Origin of the sequence: Haemophilus influenzae (assembly GCF_900475755.1) — a bacterium.
GTDB lineage: Bacteria > Pseudomonadota > Gammaproteobacteria > Enterobacterales > Pasteurellaceae > Haemophilus > Haemophilus influenzae_D.
The window spans coordinates 1,205,426-1,226,701 of sequence record NZ_LS483411.1 but is presented as its reverse complement, the minus strand read 5'-3'; the positions used below and the strand labels follow the sequence as shown (position 1 = coordinate 1,226,701).

The window sequence follows — 21,276 nt, the reverse complement described above, 5'->3', positions numbered from 1 at the left end:
CCCCATTCTACTGGAAATCATTGGATTTAGCACGCAAAAATCCCTTTCAACCTGATACTGTTTTTCGATAAAATGACACCTGATAATTTGTTTGAATATTCAAACTTCCGATAAAAATCACTTTACAGAGGGCATAATTTATGCAAGCGAGACGAGACGAGACGAGACGAGACGACCAAGATTGTCGATGAAAATCATGCATTACAACAAGCATTTTTAAATGAATTAGACGAAAAACTTTGGTCATCTGCGGATAAACTCCGTCAACAACTTGATGCCGCCAATTATAAACATATCGTTCTTGGTCTTATCTTTTTAAAATACATTTCTGATAATTTCACCCATCAACAGGAAAAAATTCAGGCGGAACTCTCCACACCTGAAAACCCACTCTATCTTGACCGCACTTTTTTTGATACTGAAGAAGAATATCAAGAAGCCTTAACCGCTGAACTAGAAAACCGTGATTATTACACCGCGGATAACGTATTTTGGGTGCCAGCTTCTGCACGTTGGCAAGCCTTACAAGAAGTTTCTATTCTCAATACTGGGGCAGAATTGCCTTGGAATATAGGAAAGGAGCGTGGGAAGTTTTCTGGTGTGGCAAAGCTCATTGATGATGCCTTTGATGCTATTGAAAAAGATAACGAAAAACTCAAAGGCGTACTCCAACGCATCAGTGGCTATGCGGTAAACGAAGACACCCTGCGCGGGCTGATTATCCTCTTCTCCGATACTAATTTTACCCGTCCGACTTACAACGGCGAGCCCGTGCATTTAGGTGCAAAAGACATTCTTGGCCACGTTTACGAATACTTCCTTGGTCGCTTTGCCCAAGCCGAAGGCAAGCGCGGCGGCCAATATTTCACGCCGAAATCCATTGTTTCCCTGATTGTCGAAATGCTCGAACCATACTCCGGCCGAGTGTATGATCCAGCCATGGGCAGCGGCGGCTTTTTCGTGCAAACCGAACGCTTTATCTCCGCCCATCAAGGCAACATCAATAACGTTTCCATCTACGGGCAAGAATTCAACCCCACCACATGGAAACTTGCGGCGATGAATATGGCGATTCGCGGCATTGATTACGACTTCGGCAAACACAACGCCGACAGCTTTACGCAGCCGCAACATATCGACAAAAAGATGGATTTCATTATGGCAAACCCGCCATTCAATATCAGCGATTGGTGGAGCGAATCCCTTGCCGACGACCCACGTTGGGCATACGGCACGCCACCCAAAGGCAATGCCAACTTCGCTTGGCTGCAACACATGATTTACCACCTCTCGCCCAACGGCAAAATGGCATTATTGCTTGCCAACGGCTCCATGAGCAGCCAAACCAACAACGAAGGCGAAATCCGCAAAGCCATCATCAATGCCGACTTAGTGGAATGTATGGTTGCCCTGCCTGGTCAGCTCTTCACCAACACCCAAATCCCCGCCTGCATTTGGTTTCTAAACCGCAACAAAAAGCGTAAAGGCGAAGTATTGTTTATCGATGCCCGCCAAATCGGCTATATGAAAGACCGCGTATTGCGCGATTTTACCGCTGACGACATCGCCAAAATCGCCAATACCCTCCACGCTTGGCAAAAATCAGACGGCTATGAAGACCAAGCCGCTTTCTGCAAATCCACTACGTTAGAAGAAATTAAAGACAACGACTTCGTCCTCACACCGGGACGCTACGTCGGCACCGCAGAACAAGAAGACGACGGCGTACCATTTGCAGAAAAAATGCAAAATCTGACCGCTCTTTTGAAGGAGCAATTTGCGAAAAGTGCGGAATTAGAAGCGGAAATTAAGAAGAATTTAGGAGGATTGGGGTATGAGTGATTGGCAAACAGTAACATTAGAAGATATAACGGAAAGTATTAATACAGGATTAGATGCTATTCGTAGAGCACCGATTGTTGAACATGAAACAAATTTACGCTGTTTGAGAATACAAGATATTTCTCAAAATAAGCCATTTGACAAATGGGGATATACTGAAGTTAAAGATTCTGACTTTAAAAAATTTCAGCTGATTCCTAATGATATTATTATGGCAAGAACTTGCTCGACAGGTATTTGTTATCTAGTAAAAAAAGAATTACCTGCTGTTTTTAATAATGGATTAGCAAGAATACGTTTAAAAATAGAAAAAGTTGATCCTCAATTTATTTATTATGTTTTCAAATCAAAACATTTTAGTGGTTATATTGATGGAATATCAGGTGGTACATCTGTTCAATTAAATATGAAAATTGGCGATTTATTGAAATATCAATTTAACTTACCGCCACTTTCTGAACAAAAAGAAATTGCTAGAATTTTATCTGATTTAGATAAAAAAATTGAACTCAACACCCAAATCAATCAAACCTTGGAACAAATCGCCCAATCCCTGTTTAAAAGTTGGTTTGTTGATTTCGATCCCGTGCGTGCCAAAGTCCAAGCCCTTTCAGACGGCATGAGTCTTGAACAAGCAGAACTTGCCGCTATGCAGGCAATCAGCGGAAAAACACCCGAAGAACTGACCGCACTTTCACAAACACAGCCTGAACGCTACGCCGAACTAGCCGAAACCGCCAAAGCGTTTCCGTGTGAGATGGTGGAAGTTGATGGGGTTGAAGTGCCGAAGGGGTGGAAACAAACAACACTTTCAGAAATTTGTGAAATGCAAAACGGTTATGCATTCAAAAGCTCAGAATGGACTGATACAGGAATTCCTGTAATAAAAATTGGCTCTATACAATCAAAAATTCTCACAGTAGAAGGAAATGGTTTCGTTTCAGAAGATAACCTATCTTTACGTTCTAATTTTGTTTTGAATGGTGGAGACATTGTCATTGGACTAACAGGTGCTTATGTTGGAAAAGTAGGAAGAATGCCAGCAAATAAAAAGGCTATGTTGAATCAACGTGTAGCTAAATTTCTGGCTAAACGAATAAATGAATCTGAAACATTTTATAGCTTTATATATATGAATGTAATTCAAGAAGAATTCAAAAACTTTGTTGACTTTACTGCACAAGGATCTGCTCAACCCAATATTAGCACTAGAGATATTTTAAAATATCCACTATTGCTAGCGAATAATGATGTACATTTAGCTTTTGAAAAGTTATTAAAGAAAATTCTAGATAAATCTATATTTAATAGCTACCAGAACGAGATCTTATCTAATTCTAGAGATCTATTGCTACCTAGATTATTAGATGGGGAGAATTATGAATAACAATTATTTAGAACGCCTTTTCATTGAAGAATTAAATTCAGAAGGAGAAGAAATAGTTATCAGAGGAAGTGTTTTTCTTCGAGACCAAATTTTATCTAAGCTAGAACCTGAAACTTATGAGTTAGCCTTTCAAGACTGGAAAAACCAACGTAAACAACAAGCAATTGACACTGCTAATCAGATTTTAGAAATTGCAGATAATAAACAACGATTCCATAAGCTAAAAGAAATCTTTAGAAGAAATAAACTAACCCCATTTATTGGAGCTGGACTTTCTATGCCTTCAGGATTTCCATCATGGAAAGGTTTTCTTTATGAAGTACAAAAAGAATCAGGAGCAGATTTCCCTATTTTTGAAGAACATATTCATAAAGGAGAATACGAAGAAGCTGCACAATTATTATTTGATGTAGATGAAGGTCATCTACAAGAACATTTAGAAAATCAATTTGGTAAATCTCCAAATCTTGGAGAACTACAAGGAATTATATGTAGGCTACCTGAATTTTTTAAAGAAACCATAATTACAACAAATTACGATGATTTGATTAAAAAAATATATGCAAATCAAGATATTCATTTTGATCAAGAAGTATTTGGTATTGATGCTGAAGAGTTTAAAAAATTATTTGGAGAAGGCTATCGAATTCTTTTAAAGTTACACGGAACATTTATAAGTAAAAACAAAAGAGTACTCACCCAAGATGATTATAAAAGACATTATTCTGAACACAATATTCTCAAAACCTGTGTAATGGAATCATTATTTTCTCAATCTTTGCTATTTTTAGGTTGTAGTCTAGATAAAGATCGAACATTGCAATGTATGGCAGAAATTGTCGAAGAACGCGGCAAAGATAATCTACCTAAACACTATGCTTTTTTATCTTGTGAAAATTTATCCGAGGAAGAACGAACAGCTCGCAGAAAAGCACTTCAAAAATCCAATATTTTTCCAATTTGGTATGATGGCGATCATGATGAAAGCATTGAAGCCTTGCTGGAATTATTAAATGATGGAGAACAATAAAATGCTCAACGAAAACGACATCGAACAACTCACCCTTCAACGTCTGCAATCCCTCGGTTGGGAATATCGCTATGGTAAAGACTTGCTTGTTCATGAAGGCGAGTTTGCCCGTGGCGATTTGAGCGGCGTAGTTTTTATTGAGCAACTGCGTGAGGCGGTGCGTAAACTTAATCCGCAGCTGCCTGAAAGCGCGGTGGATTCTGTGGTCAAATCGGCGACAAAAAGCGATATTGGCAACTTAGTGGTGCGTAATCAGGCGTTTTATAAACTGTTGCGTGATGGTGTACGAGTGGAATATACGCAAAACGGCGAACAGAAAATTGAGATGGCGCGTTTGGTAGATTTCGAGCATTGGGAAAACAACCGTTTTGTCGCCGTCAATCAATTGGAAATCCGAAGCCGTAAAGGGGGCAAGCGGATTCCTGATATTATCGGCTTTGTAAATGGTCTTCCCTTAGTGGTATTTGAGCTCAAAAATCCGTTGCGTGAATCGGCGGATTTGTTGCAGGCGTTTAATCAGTTTGAAACCTATAAAGATGAAATTGCCGAGCTGTTTGTTTACAACCAAACCCTAATTATTTCAGACGGCATTGCCGCCCGTTTGGGCTCGCTGTCGGCAGATTTCCAACGCTTTACACCTTGGAAAGTCGTGGACGAAAAGGCAAAAAGTAAGCGGTTGGATTTTGGCGATGAATTGCAAAATCTGTTAAACGGCTTGATGACACCGCAAAAACTGCTGGATTATGTACGTTATTTTGTGCTGTTTGAACTCGGTTCTAATGGAGCGTTAATCAAGAAAATCGCAGCGTATCATCAGTATTACGGTGTGAATGAAGCGGTAGAATCCACGATTTTTGCCACAAGCGAGCAAGGCGATAAACGCATTGGCGTGATGTGGCATACGCAGGGTTCGGGCAAATCCATTTCAATGCTGTTTTATGCAGGCAAATTGCTCTCCCAACCTGAATTGAAAAACCCGACGATTTTAGTCGTCACCGATCGCAATGATTTGGACGGTCAGCTTTTCCAAACCTTTTCTTCAGGCAAAGAGTTAATCAAACAAACACCGCAACAAGTAGAAGACCGAGAACAACTACGCCAACTGCTCGCACAAAATGAAGTGGGAGGCGTGTTTTTTACTACCATTCAAAAATTCGCCTTGAATGAGGAAGAAAGCCGCTTCCCTGTCTTAAATGACCGCAGCAATATTATTGTGATCAGCGATGAGGCACACCGTAGTCAATACGGTTTTACCCAAAAACTACATAACGGCAAATTCCAAGCAGGTTATGCTCGCCATTTGCGTGATGCACTGCCTAATGCTTCGTTTATTGGTTTTACGGGTACGCCAATTAGCCTTGAAGATCGCGATACACAAGATGTTTTCGGTCAGTATGTATCTATTTACGATTTGCAAGATGCGGTGGAAGATGGTGCAACCGTGCCGATTATTTACGAAGCTCGCCAAATCAAGCTAGCGGAGAATGCTAATCACGATGAATTATTTGCAGAAATTGATGAGCTACTGGAAGGCGAAGAAAACCCGAAATTACGCTTGCGAGAAAAATTACTCGGCTCAGAAGCACGATTGCACGATTTAGCGGTCGATTTTGTGCAACATTTTGCAAAACGCAATCAGCAACAAGACGGCAAGGCGATGATTGTTGTTTCCAGCCGTCAAATTTGCGTGGATTTGTATAATCAGATCATCGCTCTGCACCCTGAATGGCATTCGGATAATATCAATGAGGGGGCAATTAAAATTGTGATGACGGGTTCAGCAAGCGATACGCCTGAAATGCAAAAACATATTTACAGTAAGCTGGAAAAGCAAACGTTAGAACGCCGTTTTAAAGATCCTACCGATCCGCTGAAAGTAGTAATTGTGCGTGATATGTGGCTGACAGGCTTTGATGCACCGTGCTGTAACACTATGTATCTTGATAAGCCAATGAAGGGACATAACCTAATGCAAGCCATCGCACGAGTAAACCGTGTATTCGCTAACAAAAGTCGCGAAAACGGTGGACTTATCGTGGATTATGTTGGTTTAGCAGAAGAATTACGAGCAGCCACACAGCAATACACCAACTCTACTGGCAAAGGTCAATTAGCGGAAGATGTGCAAAACGTGTTCTTTAAAATGAAAGAACAGCTTGAATTTATCCGAACTTTGTTTGCGACACCAATTGAAGGCGAAGCATTTGATGTTCAGATGGTAATTTCTGAACAAGAACCTGCATTGTTGCTAAAAGCTATAGCGACAGCAGCAAACCATATTGCTACGCTGGATCAATTACCAAACGAAGGCAAAGCATACGATCAACATTGGCACAATGCGGACGATATTGAGCCACGTAAAAAAGCCTTTTTGAAAACGGCAGGAAGCTTGAAAAAAGGTTACGCTTTATGCGGGGCATTACCTGAAATCGAACCATATAGTCAAGAAGTGGCTTTTTATGATGCTGTACGTGCTGTGCTTGCCAAACGTGAACAAAATGGAAAAGGGATAACTGAACGCTTAATTCAGCTTAAAGCCTTAATCAATCAAAGTATTGTATCTGAAGGTACCATTGATTTATTTGATTTGTTGGGCAAAGAACAAACGCAGATTAATTTGCTTTCCGACGAATTTTTGCAAGCGATCAAAAACAGCGAGACCAAAAGCCTGTGGGTGTTAGCGATGGAGCGTTATTTAAAGCAGGAAATTAAAGCCAAAGCCAGCAGAAATCTGACCGAACAAAAAGATTTTGAGCAACGTTTGCAAGAAGCCCTCACGCAATATCACAATCACAATTTGAGCGTGGTGGAAATTCTTGATGCACTTGTGCAGATGGGGCGGGATTTCTCCGAACGCTTATCGCGGGGCGAAAAACTCGGTTTAAGCACGGCAGAATTAGCGTTTTACGATGCCCTTTCTCAAAACGAGAGTGCCAAAGAATTGATGAACGATGAAGTGCTTTCTAAACTCGCTAAAGAGATTACCGATATTTTACGCTGCTCAGTCAGTATTGATTGGCAACACAAAGAAGCAGTGCGGGCAAGAATTCGATTACTCGTTCGACGTGCCTTACAAAAATATAAATATCCACCCAATAAACAGGAAGAAGCGGTAACTTATGTGATTAAACAAGCGGAAGAGATTGCGGGGGATTTAAGCATGTGAAATTATATAAGATATTGTTTTTATTATATTTTTCTCTGAAGATTGGGGAATAAAGAAGAATAAATTTGGTGCGACTAGCTGGACTCGAACCAGTGACCCCCACCATGTCAAGGTGGTGCTCTAACCAACTGAGCTATAGTCGCACTGTATAAAGTGTTTGGAATTATAGATATTTTTAATCTGAAAACAAGTATTTTTCTTAAAACTCGATATAACTGGCAAAAAAGTAAACCGTCTTGCCTTAACTAACAGGGCTGTTTTTGATTTCCCAAATTTTTAAGCGTATAATCTGCACCGATTTTTTATCTGGCTAAGATGTAGCGAAATAAAATAATACCTTTAAAATTTTGTAATTATTGACGGAGTAAATAATGTCTAGAAGACTAAGAAGAACGAAGATTGTATGTACTATGGGCCCATCAACTGACCGTGATAACAATCTTGAAAAAATTATCGCAGCGGGCGCAAACGTAGTTCGTATGAACTTCTCTCACGGTACACCTGAAGATCATATCGAACGAGCAGAACGTGTACGTTCTATCGCGAAAAAATTAGGTAAAACCGTGGCAATCTTAGGTGATTTACAAGGTCCTAAAATTCGTGTTTCTACCTTTAAAGACGGTAAAATTTTCTTAAGAGTTGGCGATAAATTCATTCTTGATGCGGAATTGCCAAAAGGCGAAGGTACACAAGAATCTGTTGGTTTAGACTATAAAACGCTTCCACAAGATGTTGTACCAGGCGATATTCTTTTATTAGATGATGGTCGTGTTCAATTAAAAGTATTATCAACTGATGGTGCAAAAGTTTTCACCGAAGTCACTGTTGGCGGTCCATTATCAAATAATAAAGGTATCAACAAATTAGGTGGCGGTTTATCTGCAGATGCATTAACAGAAAAAGATAAAGCAGACATTATTACCGCTGCACGCATTGGCGTTGATTTCTTAGCTGTTTCTTTCCCTCGTTCAAGTGCTGACCTAAATTATGCGCGTGAACTTGCTCAACAAGCTGGTTTAAATGCAAAAATCGTTGCTAAAGTTGAACGTGCAGAAACTGTTGCTAATGATGAGGCAATGGACGATATTATTTTAGCATCTGATGTAATTATGGTTGCTCGTGGTGATTTAGGTGTGGAAATTGGCGATCCTGAATTAGTTGGCGTGCAGAAAAAATTAATCCGTCGTTCACGTCAATTAAATCGTGCAGTAATTACAGCAACTCAAATGATGGAATCAATGATTAGCAACCCAATGCCAACTCGTGCTGAAGTGATGGACGTTGCAAACGCAGTATTAGATGGTACTGATGCGGTTATGCTTTCTGCTGAAACAGCAGCAGGTCAGTATCCTTCTGAAACAGTAGTGGCAATGGCGGGCGTATGTTTAGGGGCAGAAAAAATGCCAAGCATTAATGTTTCTCGTCACCGTATGGATAAAGAATTTGAAGCCATTGAAGAATCTGTTGCTATGTCTGCAATGTATGCAGCAAACCATATGAAAGGTGTTGCTGCTATCGTTACATTAACAAGCTCAGGCCGTACACCTTTATTAATGTCTCGTATTAGTTCTGGTTTACCAATCTTTGCATTATCTCGTCATCAAGAAACCTTAAATCTTTGTGCATTATACCGCGGTGTAACCCCTGTTTTCTATGGTGAAGATAGCCGTACTGAAGCTGGTGCAAAAGCTGCACTACAATCATTAAAAGAAAAAGGTTATTTATCTGTAGGCGATTTAGTGCTTCTAACGCAGGGTGGACAAGGTGCGACAGAAACTAACGTTTGTCGCACATTAATTGTTGAATAATCAATAATCTGAATACTTTAAATAAAGAGCGGTGGATTTTCCACCGTTTTTTATTTCCTTTTTTTACCGCACTTTTCACTTAAACCCAATAGATATTTGCGGTATTATAGGCGACATTCTAGTATCGAAATAAGTCCTATGGCATCACAACCTCAAATCAAATCTTCTGACAAAAAAACGGCACAAGTAAGTATTCCCCCGCACTCAATTGAAGCTGAACAAGCTGTATTGGGTGGCATTCTGCTGAGTAATCAACATTGGGATAGCATTGCTGAACGTGTTATTGCTGACGATTTTTATACTTTTCAACACCGTCTGATTTTTACAGAAATGGAACATCTAATGCGTAATCAATCGCCTATTGATTTAATTACGCTAGATCAAGCCTTAAGAAGCCGTGGTGTAAGCGATGAAGTGGGGGGGTTTGCCTATCTTGCAGAGCTTTCCAATAATACCCCGAACGCAATTAATATTTTGGCTTATGCGGATATTGTGAGAGAGAAAGCCATATTACGAGAACTTATTTCGGTAGGAAATCGTATTGCTGAAAATAGTTATTCTCCCAAAGGGCAAGACATTAAGTTAATTCTTGATGAAGCTGAGCGTGAAGTATTTGCGATTGCAGAAAAACGGACAACTTCTAGCGAAGGCCCGCAGAATGTGATCAATGTATTGGAAAGTACTATTGAAAAAATCGATATTTTAAGCAAGCTTGAAAATCATTCGGGTGTGACTGGTGTTACAACTGGCTTTACTGATCTTGATAAAAAAACGGCAGGTTTACAGCCTTCTGACTTAATTATCGTTGCGGCACGTCCGTCAATGGGTAAAACCACTTTCGCCATGAACCTTTGCGAAAATGCTGCAATGGCAAGTGAAAAACCTGTTTTAGTATTTAGTTTAGAAATGCCCGCAGAACAAATTATGATGCGTATGATCGCTTCCCTTGCTCGCGTTGATCAAACCAAAATCCGCACAGGTCAAAATTTAGATGAAATTGAATGGAACAAAATTGCCAGCGTAGTGGGAATGTTCAAACAAAAAAATAATCTTTTTATCGATGATTCTTCAGGTTTAACCCCTACCGACGTTCGTTCGCGCGCACGCCGAGTTTATCGTGAAAATGGTGGATTAAGTATGATTATGGTGGATTACTTACAATTAATGCGCGCACCCGCATTTTCAGATAACCGAACACTAGAAATCGCAGAAATTTCTCGCTCCCTCAAAGCACTCGCCAAAGAATTACAAGTGCCAGTGGTCGCCCTTTCTCAGTTAAATCGTACTTTAGAACAACGTGCAGACAAACGCCCTGTAAACTCAGATTTACGTGAATCAGGCTCTATCGAACAAGATGCTGACTTGATTATGTTTATTTACCGTGATGAAGTCTATAACGATAACTCGGAAGATAAAGGGGTTGCAGAAATTATTATTGGTAAGCAGCGTAACGGTCCAATTGGTCGAGTGCGGTTAAAATTTAATGGACAATTTTCACGCTTCGACAATCTCGCTGAACAACGTGAATATCGAGATGATTATTAAGGAAAAATAATGAACGTAAAACCGGCGACAGCGAAAATCAGTTCGCACGCCTTAAAACAGAATTTAGAAATAATTAAACAAAAAGCACCAAATAGCAAAATTATTGCTGTGGTTAAAGCAAATGCTTATGGTCACGGCGTTGTGTTCGTTGCTTCAACCTTAGAACAAAGTGTCGATTGCTTTGGCGTAGCGCGTTTAGAAGAGGCTTTGGCATTACGCTCCAATGGCATTACCAAACCAATTTTATTGCTTGAAGGCTTTTTCAATGAACAAGATTTGCCCATCTTAGCGGTCAATAATATCGAAACTATTGTACATAATCGTGAACAATTAGAAGCATTAAAACGTGCGAATTTACCAAGTCCAATTAAGGTTTGGTTAAAAATAGATACGGGAATGCATCGCTTGGGCGTTGCTCTTGATGAAGTGGATTATTTTTATCAAGAACTGAAAAAACTCCCTCAAATTCAACCGAACTTAGGCTTTGTCAGCCATTTCAGCCGAGCCGATGAACTAGAATCAGATTACACTCAGCTCCAAATCAATCGTTTTTTATCCGCCACAAAAGATAAACAAGGTGAACGCACTATCGCCGCTTCTGGCGGCATTCTTTTCTGGCCAAAATCTCACTTAGAATGTATCCGCCCGGGCATTATTATGTACGGCATTTCTCCAACTGATACTATCGGTAAAGAGTTTGGCTTAACGCCTGTAATGAATTTAACCTCGTCATTAATTGCCGTTCGCCATCATAAACAAGGCGATCCTGTAGGTTACGGCGGTATTTGGACAAGCCCACGAGATACCAAAATTGGCGTGGTCGCAATGGGTTATGGCGATGGTTATCCGCGCGATGTGCCAGAAGGTACGCCTGTTTATTTAAATGGCCGTCTTGTACCAATTGTTGGGCGTGTGTCAATGGATATGCTCACTGTTGATTTAGGCGCAGATAGCCAAGATTTGGTAGGCGATGAAGTAATTCTATGGGGCAAGGAATTACCTATTGAAACCGTAGCTAAATTCACAGGCATTTTAAGCTACGAGCTAATTACAAAATTAACACCGCGTGTTATAACTGAATATGTTGATTAATCACTGCATTTTTTGAACAGAGAGAGTCATTCTCCCTAATAAAATTCCAGAAAGTGCGGTTAAAATTTCAATTATTTTTAATGAAAGGAAATACCATGAAAAACATTAACCCGACTAACACCCATGCGTGGAAATCTCTTGAAGCTCATAAAGCTGAATTGTCAAACACCACCATCCAAGATTTATTTAAACAAGAAAAAAATCGTTTTGACGATTATTCTTTAACATTCAATAACCAAATTCTTGTAGATTTTTCCAAAAACAACATCAATCAAACCACCCTTTCACATCTTCGCCAACTTACTCAAGAATGCGCTCTTGATAGTGCAAAAGAAGCAATGTTTACCGGTGAAAAAATCAATCGTACTGAAAATCGTGCCGTGCTACATACTGCACTCCGTAATCGCGCTAATACTCCAGTACTTGTTGATGGTAAAGATGTTATGCCTGAAGTCAATGCGGTGCTAGCTAAAATGAAAGATTTCTGTCAGCGTATTATTTCTGGCGAATGGAAAGGCTATACAGGCAAAGCGATTACTGATGTCGTGAATATTGGTATTGGTGGCTCTGACTTAGGCCCTTATATGGTAACCGAAGCACTTCGCCCGTATAAAAATCATCTAAATATGCACTTTGTTTCAAATGTCGATGGTACACATATTGCGGAAACCTTAAAAAAAGTCAATCCAGAAACAACACTTTTCTTAGTAGCATCGAAAACTTTTACAACCCAAGAAACCATGACAAATGCGCAAAGTGCGCGTGATTGGTTACTAAAAGCATCGAAAGATGAAAGTGCGGTTGCAAAACATTTTGCAGCATTATCAACCAATGCTAAAGATGTAGAAAAATTTGGTATTGATACCAATAATATGTTTGAATTTTGGGATTGGGTTGGCGGTCGTTACTCTTTATGGTCAGCTATTGGTCTTTCAATTGCACTATCAATTGGCTTTGAAAACTTTGAAGCGTTATTAAATGGTGCGCATGAAATGGATAAACATTTCCGCTCTGCTCCAATCGAACAAAATATTCCAACTACTTTAGCCTTAGTTGGTTTATGGAATACCAATTTCCTTGGTGCGCAAACAGAAGCGATCTTACCTTATGATCAATATTTACATCGCTTCGCAGCCTATTTCCAACAAGGTAATATGGAATCAAATGGGAAATATGTGGATCGTGATGGCAATGTCATTAACAATTACCAAACTGGCCCTATCATTTGGGGAGAACCTGGTACAAACGGACAACATGCGTTCTATCAATTAATTCATCAAGGCACTACTTTAATTCCTTGTGATTTTATCGCACCCGCTCAAAGCCATAACCCATTGGCAGATCATCACAATAAATTGCTTTCAAACTTCTTCGCACAAACAGAAGCATTAGCATTCGGAAAAACAAAAGAGGAAGTCGAGGCTGAATTTATAAAAGCGGGTAAATCTTTGGATGATGTAAAAAATATCGTTCCATTTAAAGTATTTACGGGTAATAAGCCAACTAATTCCATTCTCGTTCAAAAAATCACGCCATTTACCTTGGGTGCATTAATTGCTATGTATGAACACAAAATCTTCGTACAAGGTGTGATTTTTAATATCTTTAGCTTCGATCAATGGGGTGTCGAACTAGGCAAACAACTTGCAAACAGAATTCTTCCTGAATTAACAGATTCTGAAAAAGTCGTAAGCCACGATAGTTCAACAAATGGATTAATTAATCAATTTAAAGTATGGCGTTAATTATTTAGATTTGAATAATTCCAAGTTTATCTAAGGACTAAATTCTAATTTAGTCCTTTAAATTTATCTTAGATAAACGATAAATATATATTTTAAATGAGTTTAATTATAAAAAATCAGTGCCTTACTAAGTTAAGGCACTGATTAATCATATTAGACTTTAATGCTATTAGTTATAGCACAGAAACATTTAAGTTCGAGCCGCCACCAACAATACGAACTCGGCGACCAGCTACAAAACTGCTGTCAGCCTTTTGAACAACAACGATCTCTTGACCATCATCTTTTTTAATTACAAGTTCAGCACCGTTTACTTGACTTACTTTCTCTTCGATTTTGCTTCCAGCTACTGCACCACCAATCGCACCAACTACTGCTGCGATAACTTGACCACGACCACCGCCAATTGCACTACCCGCAATACCACCTAACGCACCGCCACCAAGCGTACCAATTACGCCTTGATTATCAGCTTGGATCTTAACAGGACGCACAGAAACAATCGTACCATAAGTAATTGAACGAGCTTCCTTTGCTTGAGATGCACTATACACATCGCCACTAAAAATATCTGTATTCGTACATCCAGCCACACTAAAAATAGTTAAGATAGCTAATGCTAGTGTTTTCTTTTTCATATCTATACCCTTAATTTAAGAATTAAAATGGATTTCTTGGCGAAAATGATGAAATATTCTTTACTTGGCTATTATTAGACACCGTCACACAAGCCCCAATAGCAAGAGTTGAATCATACTTATGCACAATAATAACTTCCTCTCCTTTCTGCTGGTTACCAGAACAATCATTTTTACGAATAGTTAATTTAAGATTTTCGCCTTCCATTTGGCTAAAAACGATTTGACCTTTATAAAGCATTTTCATCTTTTTGAAAAGAAGAACAAGCACTCAAGCCTACTGTTGCTAAAACAACGAATGCAAGTGATAATTTATTCATTATTACTAAACCTCAAGTATTTTTTTAATAGAATAAGGATGAACCTTAATGCAAGTATGATTTACTGTTTTATCCGTAAAACTTACTGCAATAGATGGATTTGGTAATCTTTCCCCATCCACCTTAGGATCGCTCACTTTAATGGTTAAGTGAGTTAATTTGTCCCATAAAAAATACATATTGACACGGTCAATCCATTCATTTATCGATTCATTCGGTAAAAATGGCACTACAATCTCAATATGTTCCCAACCTTCAATTGGATATTTTTTATTTTTAGGAAGTGGAAGTTCAATAATATCCACAAATTGATTGGCAAATTTAACTGGTTTTTCTAATTCAATAAGATAAATCTTACGACCATTAACAATATTATCAGATAAAATTCTACCGCACTTTAATAAAAGTATCAGCCAATTTTTAGCAGTTTGCTCACTATTTACCCGTAATGCAAGATGATCGATTTCATAGTGAGACAGATCTATTGTCATTTCTTTGGCTAAATGCTGAATTTTTCTTTCAAATGTTGCTAAATCTGCTGAAAGTGCGGTCAAATTTTCCTGTAAATTTGTCATTTTGTCCCTTTGAGAAATATACAAAGAACGGTATCATAACCGATTATTTTTATTATTCAATTTGAACATAGGAAAAAACGTGAATATTCAATCTATTCTATCCGATAAAATTAAACAAGCAATGGTTATTGCAGGCGCTGATCAATCTTGTGATGCGCTTGTTCGTCAATCAGGCAAACCACAATTTGGCGATTATCAAGCCAACGGTATTATGGCTGCAGCAAAAAAATTAGGTTTAAATCCACGAGAATTTGCTCAAAAAGTTTTAGATAATCTTCAACTATCTGATATTGCAGAAAAATTAGAAATCGCAGGCCCAGGTTTTATCAATATTTTCTTAAATCCAACTTGGCTAACAACTGAAATTTCAGCTGCACTTTCCCACAAAAATTTAGGTATTCAAGCTACCAATAAACAAACAGTTGTGATTGATTATTCCTCTCCAAACGTAGCAAAAGAAATGCACGTAGGTCATTTACGCTCTACGATAATCGGCGATGCTGTAGCCAGAACCCTTGAGTTTTTAGGTCACAATGTCATCCGCGCTAACCACGTAGGCGACTGGGGAACTCAGTTCGGAATGCTTATTGCTTATCTTGAAAAAATGCAAAACGAACACGCCAGTGAAATGGAATTGCAAGATCTTGAAGCCTTTTATCGCGAAGCCAAAAAACATTACGATGAAGATGAAGTATTCGCAGAAAAAGCGCGTAATTACGTCGTGAAATTACAAAGTGGAGATGAATATTGTCGAGCGATGTGGAAACGTTTAGTCGATATTACTATGCAACAAAATCAGCACAACTATGATCGCTTAAACGTCACTTTAACCGAAAAAGATGTAATGGGCGAAAGTCTTTATAATCCTATGTTACCAAGCATTGTAGAAGATCTTAAAAAACAAGGTTTAGCTGTAGAAAATGATGGTGCATTGGTTGTTTATTTAGATGAATTTAAAAATAAAGATGGCGACCCAATGGGCGTGATCGTTCAGAAAAAAGACGGCGGTTTCCTTTACACTACAACCGATATTGCTGCCGCAAAATATCGTTATGAAACATTAAAAGCTAATCGCGCACTTGTTTTTTCAGATACTCGCCAAAGCCAACATATGCAACAAGCTTGGTTAATTACTCGTAAAGCAGGTTATGTACCAGACAGTTTCTCGTTAGAGCATAAAAACTTTGGGATGATGCTTGGTAAAGATGGTAAGCCATTTAAAACTCGTACTGGTGGCACGGTAAAATTAGCCGATCTATTAGATGAAGCCATCGAACGCGCTACTGTATTAATTAATGAAAAAAATACCAATTTATCTAATGATGAAAAACAAGCTGTGATTGAGGCTATTGGTATTGGATCGGTAAAATATGCAGATCTATCCAAAAACCGCACCACGGATTATGTTTTTGATTGGGATAATATGTTAAGTTTCGAAGGCAACACTGCGCCTTATATGCAATATGCTTACACCCGTATTCGTTCGATCTTTAATAAAACAGAGATAAATTCAACCGCACTTTTGGCTGCACCTTTAACTATTAAAGATGATAAAGAAAGAACGCTTGCAATCAAACTTCTACAATTTGAAGAAGCCGTGCAAACTGTCGGAAAAGAAGGCACACCACACGTGCTTTGTGCTTATTTATACGAACTTGCTGGCATATTCTCATCATTCTATGAACATTGCCCAATTTTAAATGCTGAAGATGAGGCCGTAAAATTAAGTCGTTTGAAATTAGCATTATTAACGGAAAAAACCTTGAAACAAGGTTTAGCGTTACTCGGTATTAAAACCGTAGAAAAAATGTAATTTCGATAATTAAATCCCTTTCTTACGAAAGGGATTTTTTATTCTGTAAATAAGCATAAAAAAAGTGCCCCATTGGGGCACTACTCGGAAAGCAAAATAGATGTCGGCTATTTAAGATAGCACTTGTTTTTAGTGGGTTCAGAATAAAGAAATCCGATCAGTTATGCAAATACATATTTTTAGATTTGTGAACTTGGTCACGATTTTTTTATAAAAAAACTAAAAACAAATATATTTTTAATAAAGTGCGGTAAAATTCTATAAAAATATTTCCGCACTTTCTGCTTTAACTTAGAGAATATTCTTTTCTCCACGAGATACACTAATCAAGCCAGAACGAACAATTTCTAACAATGTAGTTTCTTCTTTCAATGCAGAAATAAACGCATCAACTTTATCATTTGTACCGCTTAATTGAATTGTGTAAGACTTTGGCGTGACATCTACAATTTGACCGCGGAAAATATCCGCTAATCGTTTAATTTCATCGCGAGATGACCCCACTGCTCTTACTTTCGCTAAAACAATTTCTCGTTCTATATGTTCCTGTTCACTTAAATTAACCACTTTAAACACATCCACTAATTTATGGAGTTGTTTTTCGATTTGCTCCAATGCTTGAGTATCGCCCACTGCTTCAATAGTCATTCGAGAAAGCGTTGGATCATCCGTTGGCGCCACCGTCAAACTTTCAATATTAAAGGCACGTTGAGAGAATAAACCAACAACACGCGATAATGCTCCCGATTCATTTTCGAGTAAAACAGATAAAATTCTACGCATTAGTTTGTCTCCTCTTGAGGTTTACTTAAAATCATTTCATTCATTGCGCCACCACGAATTTGCATTGGATAAACGTGTTCAGATTCATCTACATTAATATCTACAAAGACTAATTTATTTTTAATACTGAATGCTTCTTGCAATTTGCTTTCAAGTTCATCGGGGGTAGCAATTTTTATTCCTACGTGACCGTAAGATTCAGCCAATTTCACAAAATCAGGCAAGGAATTCATATAGGTTTGTGAATGACGACCAGAATAAATCAAGTCTTGCCATTGTTTTACCATTCCCAAGAAATGATTATTCAAACAAATAATAACAACTGGAATGCCATATTGGGTTGCGGTAGAAAGCTCTTGAATATTCATTTGAATACTGCCATCACCAGTAACACAAACAACAGTTCCTTCAGGATGAGCTAATTTCACACCTAGTGCCGCAGGAAAACCAAAACCCATTGTGCCAGCACCGCCAGAATTAATCCAATGACGAGGTTCATCAAATGGATAATGTAACGCAGCAAACATTTGGTGCTGACCTACATCAGAAGCGACATAGGCTTGTCCTTTCGTGAGGCGATATACGGCTTCTATTACTTGTTGTGGTTTAATCACACCAGAAGTGCGGTCAAATTCCAAACATTTTTTTGCTTTCCATTGGTTGATTTCTTGCCACCAACTTTCAAGATCTGTTTGCGATCTCAAGCCTTCTTCATTCAATAAACTCAAAAATTCTTCCAATACATTTTTCGCATTTCCGACAATTGGAATCGCGGCTGGCACATTTTTAGAAATCGAGGTTGGATCAATATCAATATGAATCACTTTTGCATTTGGGCAATATTTTTCTAAATTATTTGTTGTTCGATCATCAAAACGAACGCCAATCCCCAAAATAAGATCACTTTCGTGCATTGCCGTATTAGCTTCTAAAGTACCGTGCATACCCAACATACCTAAGAATTGTTTATCTGTACTTGGATAAGCCCCTAATCCCATTAACGATGAAGTCACTGGCAAATTTAAGCGTTGTGCAAACTGAATTAACTGCTCACTACATTCAGCAGTGATTGCGCCACCACCGACGAAAAGTATCGGTTTCTTCGCCACTAAAAGTGCTTTTAACGCTTTTTTAATTTGACCTTTATGCCCATTGACTGTGGGATTATAAGAGCGTAACTCGACAGATTCTGGGTATTCATAAGGATATTTAAAATTAGGATTTACAGTGTCTTTTGGAATATCCACAACAACAGGGCCAGGGCGACCTGTAGACGCAATATAAAAGGCTTTTTTCAAAGTAGATGGAATATCTTCCGCCTTTTTTACAATAAAGCTATGCTTCACAACGGGACGAGAAATACCTAGCATATCGCATTCTTGGAAAGCATCACTGCCAATTAAATTACTCATAACCTGACCCGAAATAATAACCATAGGCACAGAATCGGTGTAAGCCGTTAAAATTCCAGTGATTGCATTTGTTGCTCCTGGTCCTGAAGTCACTAACACACATCCAACTTTACCTGTTGAACGTGCATAACCATCCGCCATATGCACCGCAGCTTGTTCGTGACGAACTAAAATATGTTCAATGCCACCTAGCGTATGAATTGCATCATAAATATCTAATACCGCCCCACCAGGATAACCAAATACGTACTCTACGCCTTCATCGCGTAAAGATTGAACCACCATCTCTGCGCCAGATAACTTCTTCATCTTTTACTCCTTAAATTTACCGCACTTTTAAAAATACGAACAGGTTATGTCAATGTTTCACATCATACAAAGTAAAAAAAATTTGTCTAGCCACTAAAACAATAAAAAATCAATTAAAAAAAATATAAAAAACCAAAGATAAATGAAAATTTAGTTTTTTATAAAATCTTCCATCAATAAAAATAAAAAAATGCGACAAAATGCCGCATTTTATAAAATAGTAAAAATATTATTTTTTATTCAAATTTTTGAATTGGATCACACTTTTAGCGTTTTTTAACTGCAAATACAATGACAATCAATGAAACTGCCGTTGCTGCAAAACCAGCTAAACCTGAATAAGTAAACCCTACCACAATATAACCAATAGAAGTCGCTGTTGCAACTGTGGCAGCATAAGGAAGCTGAGTAGTAACGTGATCAATATGATTACATTTTGCTCCCGTTGAAGACAAAATTGTTGTATCCGACACTGGCGAGCAATGATCACCACATACAGCCCCAGCCATTACTGCAGATAAACAAGGAAGCAATAATTCTGGTGCCGCATTCGCTGCCATTGCTGCGGCAATTGGTAACATAATGCCAAATGTCCCCCAGCTAGTACCTGTTGAGAACGCCATCGCTGCACCAAGAACAAAAAGTATAACAGGCAAAAATTGCATTGGAATATTACCAGACACAAGAGAAGATAGATATTTACCTGTTTGCATATCGCCTACGATTTTATTAATTGTCCAAGCAAAGAATAAAATTGCGATTGCGCCTGACATTGATTTAATTCCCACAATCCAAGAACGTGCATATTCAGGAACACTCACTTGACGATCAAGGATAATTAATAAAGTAGAAATAATAATTGAACAGAATCCGCCTACAACCAAAGATGTTCCTACTACTGTGTTTTCAAATGCACCTAAAACACTAAACACTTTGCCATCCGCAGCCAATGCCTCAGCTCCCGTGTAAATCATCATTGAAACTGTAGCAATAATTAAAACTAAAATAGGTAATATAAGATTACGCACGTGACCTTTTGCACCCGTTTCTTCTTCCAACTGATCTTCAGCATTTTCCAAAGCTAATTTTTCGTGACGCACCATTGAAGCAATATCAAAAGAAAAGTATGCCACAAAAAACACCATAATAATGGAAAAAATTGCATAGAAGTTCATTGAACTCATCGCCACGAATGCACCAATTGGCGTATATTCAGTAATGGAATAAGTCGCTAATAAACCGCCTACTAAGGTAATAATATATGCGCCCCAACTTGAAACAGGCATCATTACACACATCGGTGCTGCCGTTGAATCTAAAATATAAGCAAGTTTCGCACGAGAAACTTTAAAACGATCTGTCACAGGACGAGCAATTGCACCTACAGCGAGACTATGGAAATAATCATCAATAAAAGTAACAAAAACCAATGATGCCGCTAATAATTTAGCACCGCGACGACCTTTAATACGGCTTTGCGCCCATTCAGCAAAGGCACGATTACTGCCTGATACGGTTAAAAGTGCGGTTAAAACACCAAGCAATAATAAGAACAAAACAATATTCATATTTGAATTGATTTCACCATCAGCATAAACCAAAGAAACCACATTTTTTACCAAATAATTAAATGTACTGCCGATTTGCCAATCGCTTAACATTAATGATCCAATAATAATCCCCGCACTAAGGGAAACCAAAACACGGCGAGTTGCTATCGCCAAAATTATCGCCAACAAGGCAGGGACGATTGACCAAACAGATGATGAAAAATCAATAAGTTCCATTAAATAATACCTATAATTAATGGA

15 protein-coding genes, 1 tRNA gene and 1 pseudogene are annotated in these 21,276 nt (G+C 38.5%); 9 read left to right on the top strand and 8 right to left on the bottom strand.

All coding sequences use genetic code 11. The features are described 5' to 3' along the window. Window positions 1-46: 46 nt before the first annotated feature. Complete coding sequence (locus tag DQN24_RS09240; protein WP_145983614.1) at window positions 47-247, bottom strand: hypothetical protein; 201 nt, start codon at window positions 245-247, stop codon at window positions 47-49. Between DQN24_RS09240 and DQN24_RS06055 the strand changes: the two genes are divergently transcribed. From DQN24_RS06055 to DQN24_RS06040, 4 genes are read left to right on the top strand one after another with little or no spacing between them, the layout of a single operon-like run. Further along, entirely contained in the window at window positions 181-1,842 is a 1,662-nt protein-coding gene (locus DQN24_RS06055) for a type I restriction-modification system subunit M (protein WP_111695537.1), read from the top strand. The two genes, DQN24_RS09240 and DQN24_RS06055, sit on opposite strands and share 67 nt — an antisense overlap. Then, entirely contained in the window at window positions 1,835-3,229 is a 1,395-nt protein-coding gene (locus DQN24_RS06050) for a restriction endonuclease subunit S (protein ID WP_021035288.1), read from the top strand. Before DQN24_RS06055 ends, DQN24_RS06050 begins: the two co-directional genes overlap by 8 nt. Continuing rightward, window positions 3,222-4,259 (top strand): SIR2 family protein, encoded by a 1,038-nt coding sequence (locus DQN24_RS06045; protein WP_041175345.1) that lies wholly within the window; start codon window positions 3,222-3,224, stop codon window positions 4,257-4,259. Before DQN24_RS06050 ends, DQN24_RS06045 begins: the two co-directional genes overlap by 8 nt. Window position 4,260: 1 nt before the next feature. After that, entirely contained in the window at window positions 4,261-7,425 is a 3,165-nt protein-coding gene (locus DQN24_RS06040; protein WP_111695536.1) for a type I restriction endonuclease subunit R, read from the top strand. Window positions 7,426-7,491: 66 nt separating this feature from the next. Here DQN24_RS06040 and DQN24_RS06035 read toward each other — a convergent pair. Further along, a tRNA-Val gene (locus tag DQN24_RS06035) sits at window positions 7,492-7,568 on the bottom strand. 228 nt (window positions 7,569-7,796) lie between these two features. Between DQN24_RS06035 and pyk the strand changes: the two genes are divergently transcribed. The 4 genes from pyk (at window position 7,797) to pgi (ending at window position 13,615) form a co-directional block, all read left to right on the top strand. Next, window positions 7,797-9,233 (top strand): pyruvate kinase, encoded by a 1,437-nt coding sequence (pyk, locus tag DQN24_RS06030; RefSeq protein WP_050847580.1) that lies wholly within the window; start codon window positions 7,797-7,799, stop codon window positions 9,231-9,233. A 129-nt stretch (window positions 9,234-9,362) separates the two neighbouring features. Further along, window positions 9,363-10,778, top strand: a complete 1,416-nt coding sequence (locus DQN24_RS06025) for a replicative DNA helicase (RefSeq protein ID WP_257286130.1) — start codon at window positions 9,363-9,365, stop codon at window positions 10,776-10,778. 9 nt (window positions 10,779-10,787) lie between these two features. Beyond that, the gene (alr, locus tag DQN24_RS06020; protein ID WP_021035292.1) at window positions 10,788-11,870 is read left to right on the top strand and encodes an alanine racemase; all 1,083 of its coding nucleotides are present in this window, start codon (window positions 10,788-10,790) and stop codon (window positions 11,868-11,870) included. Between the two features lie 95 nt (window positions 11,871-11,965). After that, window positions 11,966-13,615, top strand: coding sequence for a glucose-6-phosphate isomerase (gene pgi / locus DQN24_RS06015; protein WP_111695535.1), 1,650 nt, complete (start codon window positions 11,966-11,968; stop codon window positions 13,613-13,615). Between the two features lie 173 nt (window positions 13,616-13,788). Here pgi and DQN24_RS06010 read toward each other — a convergent pair whose 3' ends face one another. From DQN24_RS06010 to DQN24_RS06000, 3 genes and pseudogenes are all read right to left on the bottom strand, one after another. Beyond that, complete coding sequence (locus tag DQN24_RS06010) at window positions 13,789-14,253, bottom strand: glycine zipper 2TM domain-containing protein (RefSeq protein WP_011272483.1); 465 nt, start codon at window positions 14,251-14,253, stop codon at window positions 13,789-13,791. Window positions 14,254-14,275: 22 nt separating this feature from the next. Further along, window positions 14,276-14,573, bottom strand: a pseudogene (locus DQN24_RS09125) (hypothetical protein). Window positions 14,574-14,578: 5 nt separating this feature from the next. Continuing rightward, window positions 14,579-15,148 (bottom strand): VOC family protein, encoded by a 570-nt coding sequence (locus DQN24_RS06000; protein ID WP_050848662.1) that lies wholly within the window; start codon window positions 15,146-15,148, stop codon window positions 14,579-14,581. Between the two features lie 79 nt (window positions 15,149-15,227). Here DQN24_RS06000 and argS point away from each other — a divergent pair, with 79 nt between their 5' ends. Continuing rightward, window positions 15,228-16,961, top strand: coding sequence for an arginine--tRNA ligase (argS, locus tag DQN24_RS05995; RefSeq protein ID WP_050848661.1), 1,734 nt, complete (start codon window positions 15,228-15,230; stop codon window positions 16,959-16,961). A gap of 291 nt (window positions 16,962-17,252) precedes the next feature. On the opposite strand, the gene ilvN is transcribed toward argS, so the two are convergent. The 3 genes from ilvN to DQN24_RS05980 all read right to left on the bottom strand — a co-directional run bounded on the left by ilvN (window position 17,253) and on the right by DQN24_RS05980 (window position 21,252). Continuing rightward, window positions 17,253-17,744 (bottom strand): acetolactate synthase small subunit, encoded by a 492-nt coding sequence (gene ilvN, locus DQN24_RS05990; RefSeq protein ID WP_005691276.1) that lies wholly within the window; start codon window positions 17,742-17,744, stop codon window positions 17,253-17,255. Then, complete coding sequence (locus tag DQN24_RS05985; protein WP_111695534.1) at window positions 17,744-19,465, bottom strand: acetolactate synthase 3 large subunit; 1,722 nt, start codon at window positions 19,463-19,465, stop codon at window positions 17,744-17,746. Before DQN24_RS05985 ends, ilvN begins: the two co-directional genes overlap by 1 nt. Window positions 19,466-19,731: 266 nt before the next feature. Then, entirely contained in the window at window positions 19,732-21,252 is a 1,521-nt protein-coding gene (locus DQN24_RS05980) for a Na+/H+ antiporter NhaC family protein (protein ID WP_145983613.1), read from the bottom strand. Between the last annotated feature and the right edge of the window lie 24 nt (window positions 21,253-21,276).

Bases quoted from the DNA above. Each gene is read 5' to 3' on its own strand.
- DQN24_RS09240 (WP_145983614.1), bottom strand. From the start codon at position 247: ATGACCAAAGTTTTTCGTCTAATTCATTTAAAAATGCTTGTTGTAATG.
- DQN24_RS06050 (WP_021035288.1), top strand. From the start codon at position 1,835: ATGAGTGATTGGCAAACAGTAACATTAGAAGATATAACGGAAAGTATT.
- DQN24_RS06045 (WP_041175345.1), top strand. From the start codon at position 3,222: ATGAATAACAATTATTTAGAACGCCTTTTCATTGAAGAATTAAATTCA.
- DQN24_RS06040 (WP_111695536.1), top strand. From the start codon at position 4,261: ATGCTCAACGAAAACGACATCGAACAACTCACCCTTCAACGTCTGCAA.
- pyk (WP_050847580.1), top strand. From the start codon at position 7,797: ATGTCTAGAAGACTAAGAAGAACGAAGATTGTATGTACTATGGGCCCA.
- alr (WP_021035292.1), top strand. From the start codon at position 10,788: ATGAACGTAAAACCGGCGACAGCGAAAATCAGTTCGCACGCCTTAAAA.
- pgi (WP_111695535.1), top strand. From the start codon at position 11,966: ATGAAAAACATTAACCCGACTAACACCCATGCGTGGAAATCTCTTGAA.
- DQN24_RS06010 (WP_011272483.1), bottom strand. From the start codon at position 14,253: ATGAAAAAGAAAACACTAGCATTAGCTATCTTAACTATTTTTAGTGTG.
- DQN24_RS06000 (WP_050848662.1), bottom strand. From the start codon at position 15,148: ATGACAAATTTACAGGAAAATTTGACCGCACTTTCAGCAGATTTAGCA.
- ilvN (WP_005691276.1), bottom strand. From the start codon at position 17,744: ATGCGTAGAATTTTATCTGTTTTACTCGAAAATGAATCGGGAGCATTA.
- DQN24_RS05985 (WP_111695534.1), bottom strand. From the start codon at position 19,465: ATGAAGAAGTTATCTGGCGCAGAGATGGTGGTTCAATCTTTACGCGAT.
- DQN24_RS05980 (WP_145983613.1), bottom strand. From the start codon at position 21,252: ATGGAACTTATTGATTTTTCATCATCTGTTTGGTCAATCGTCCCTGCC.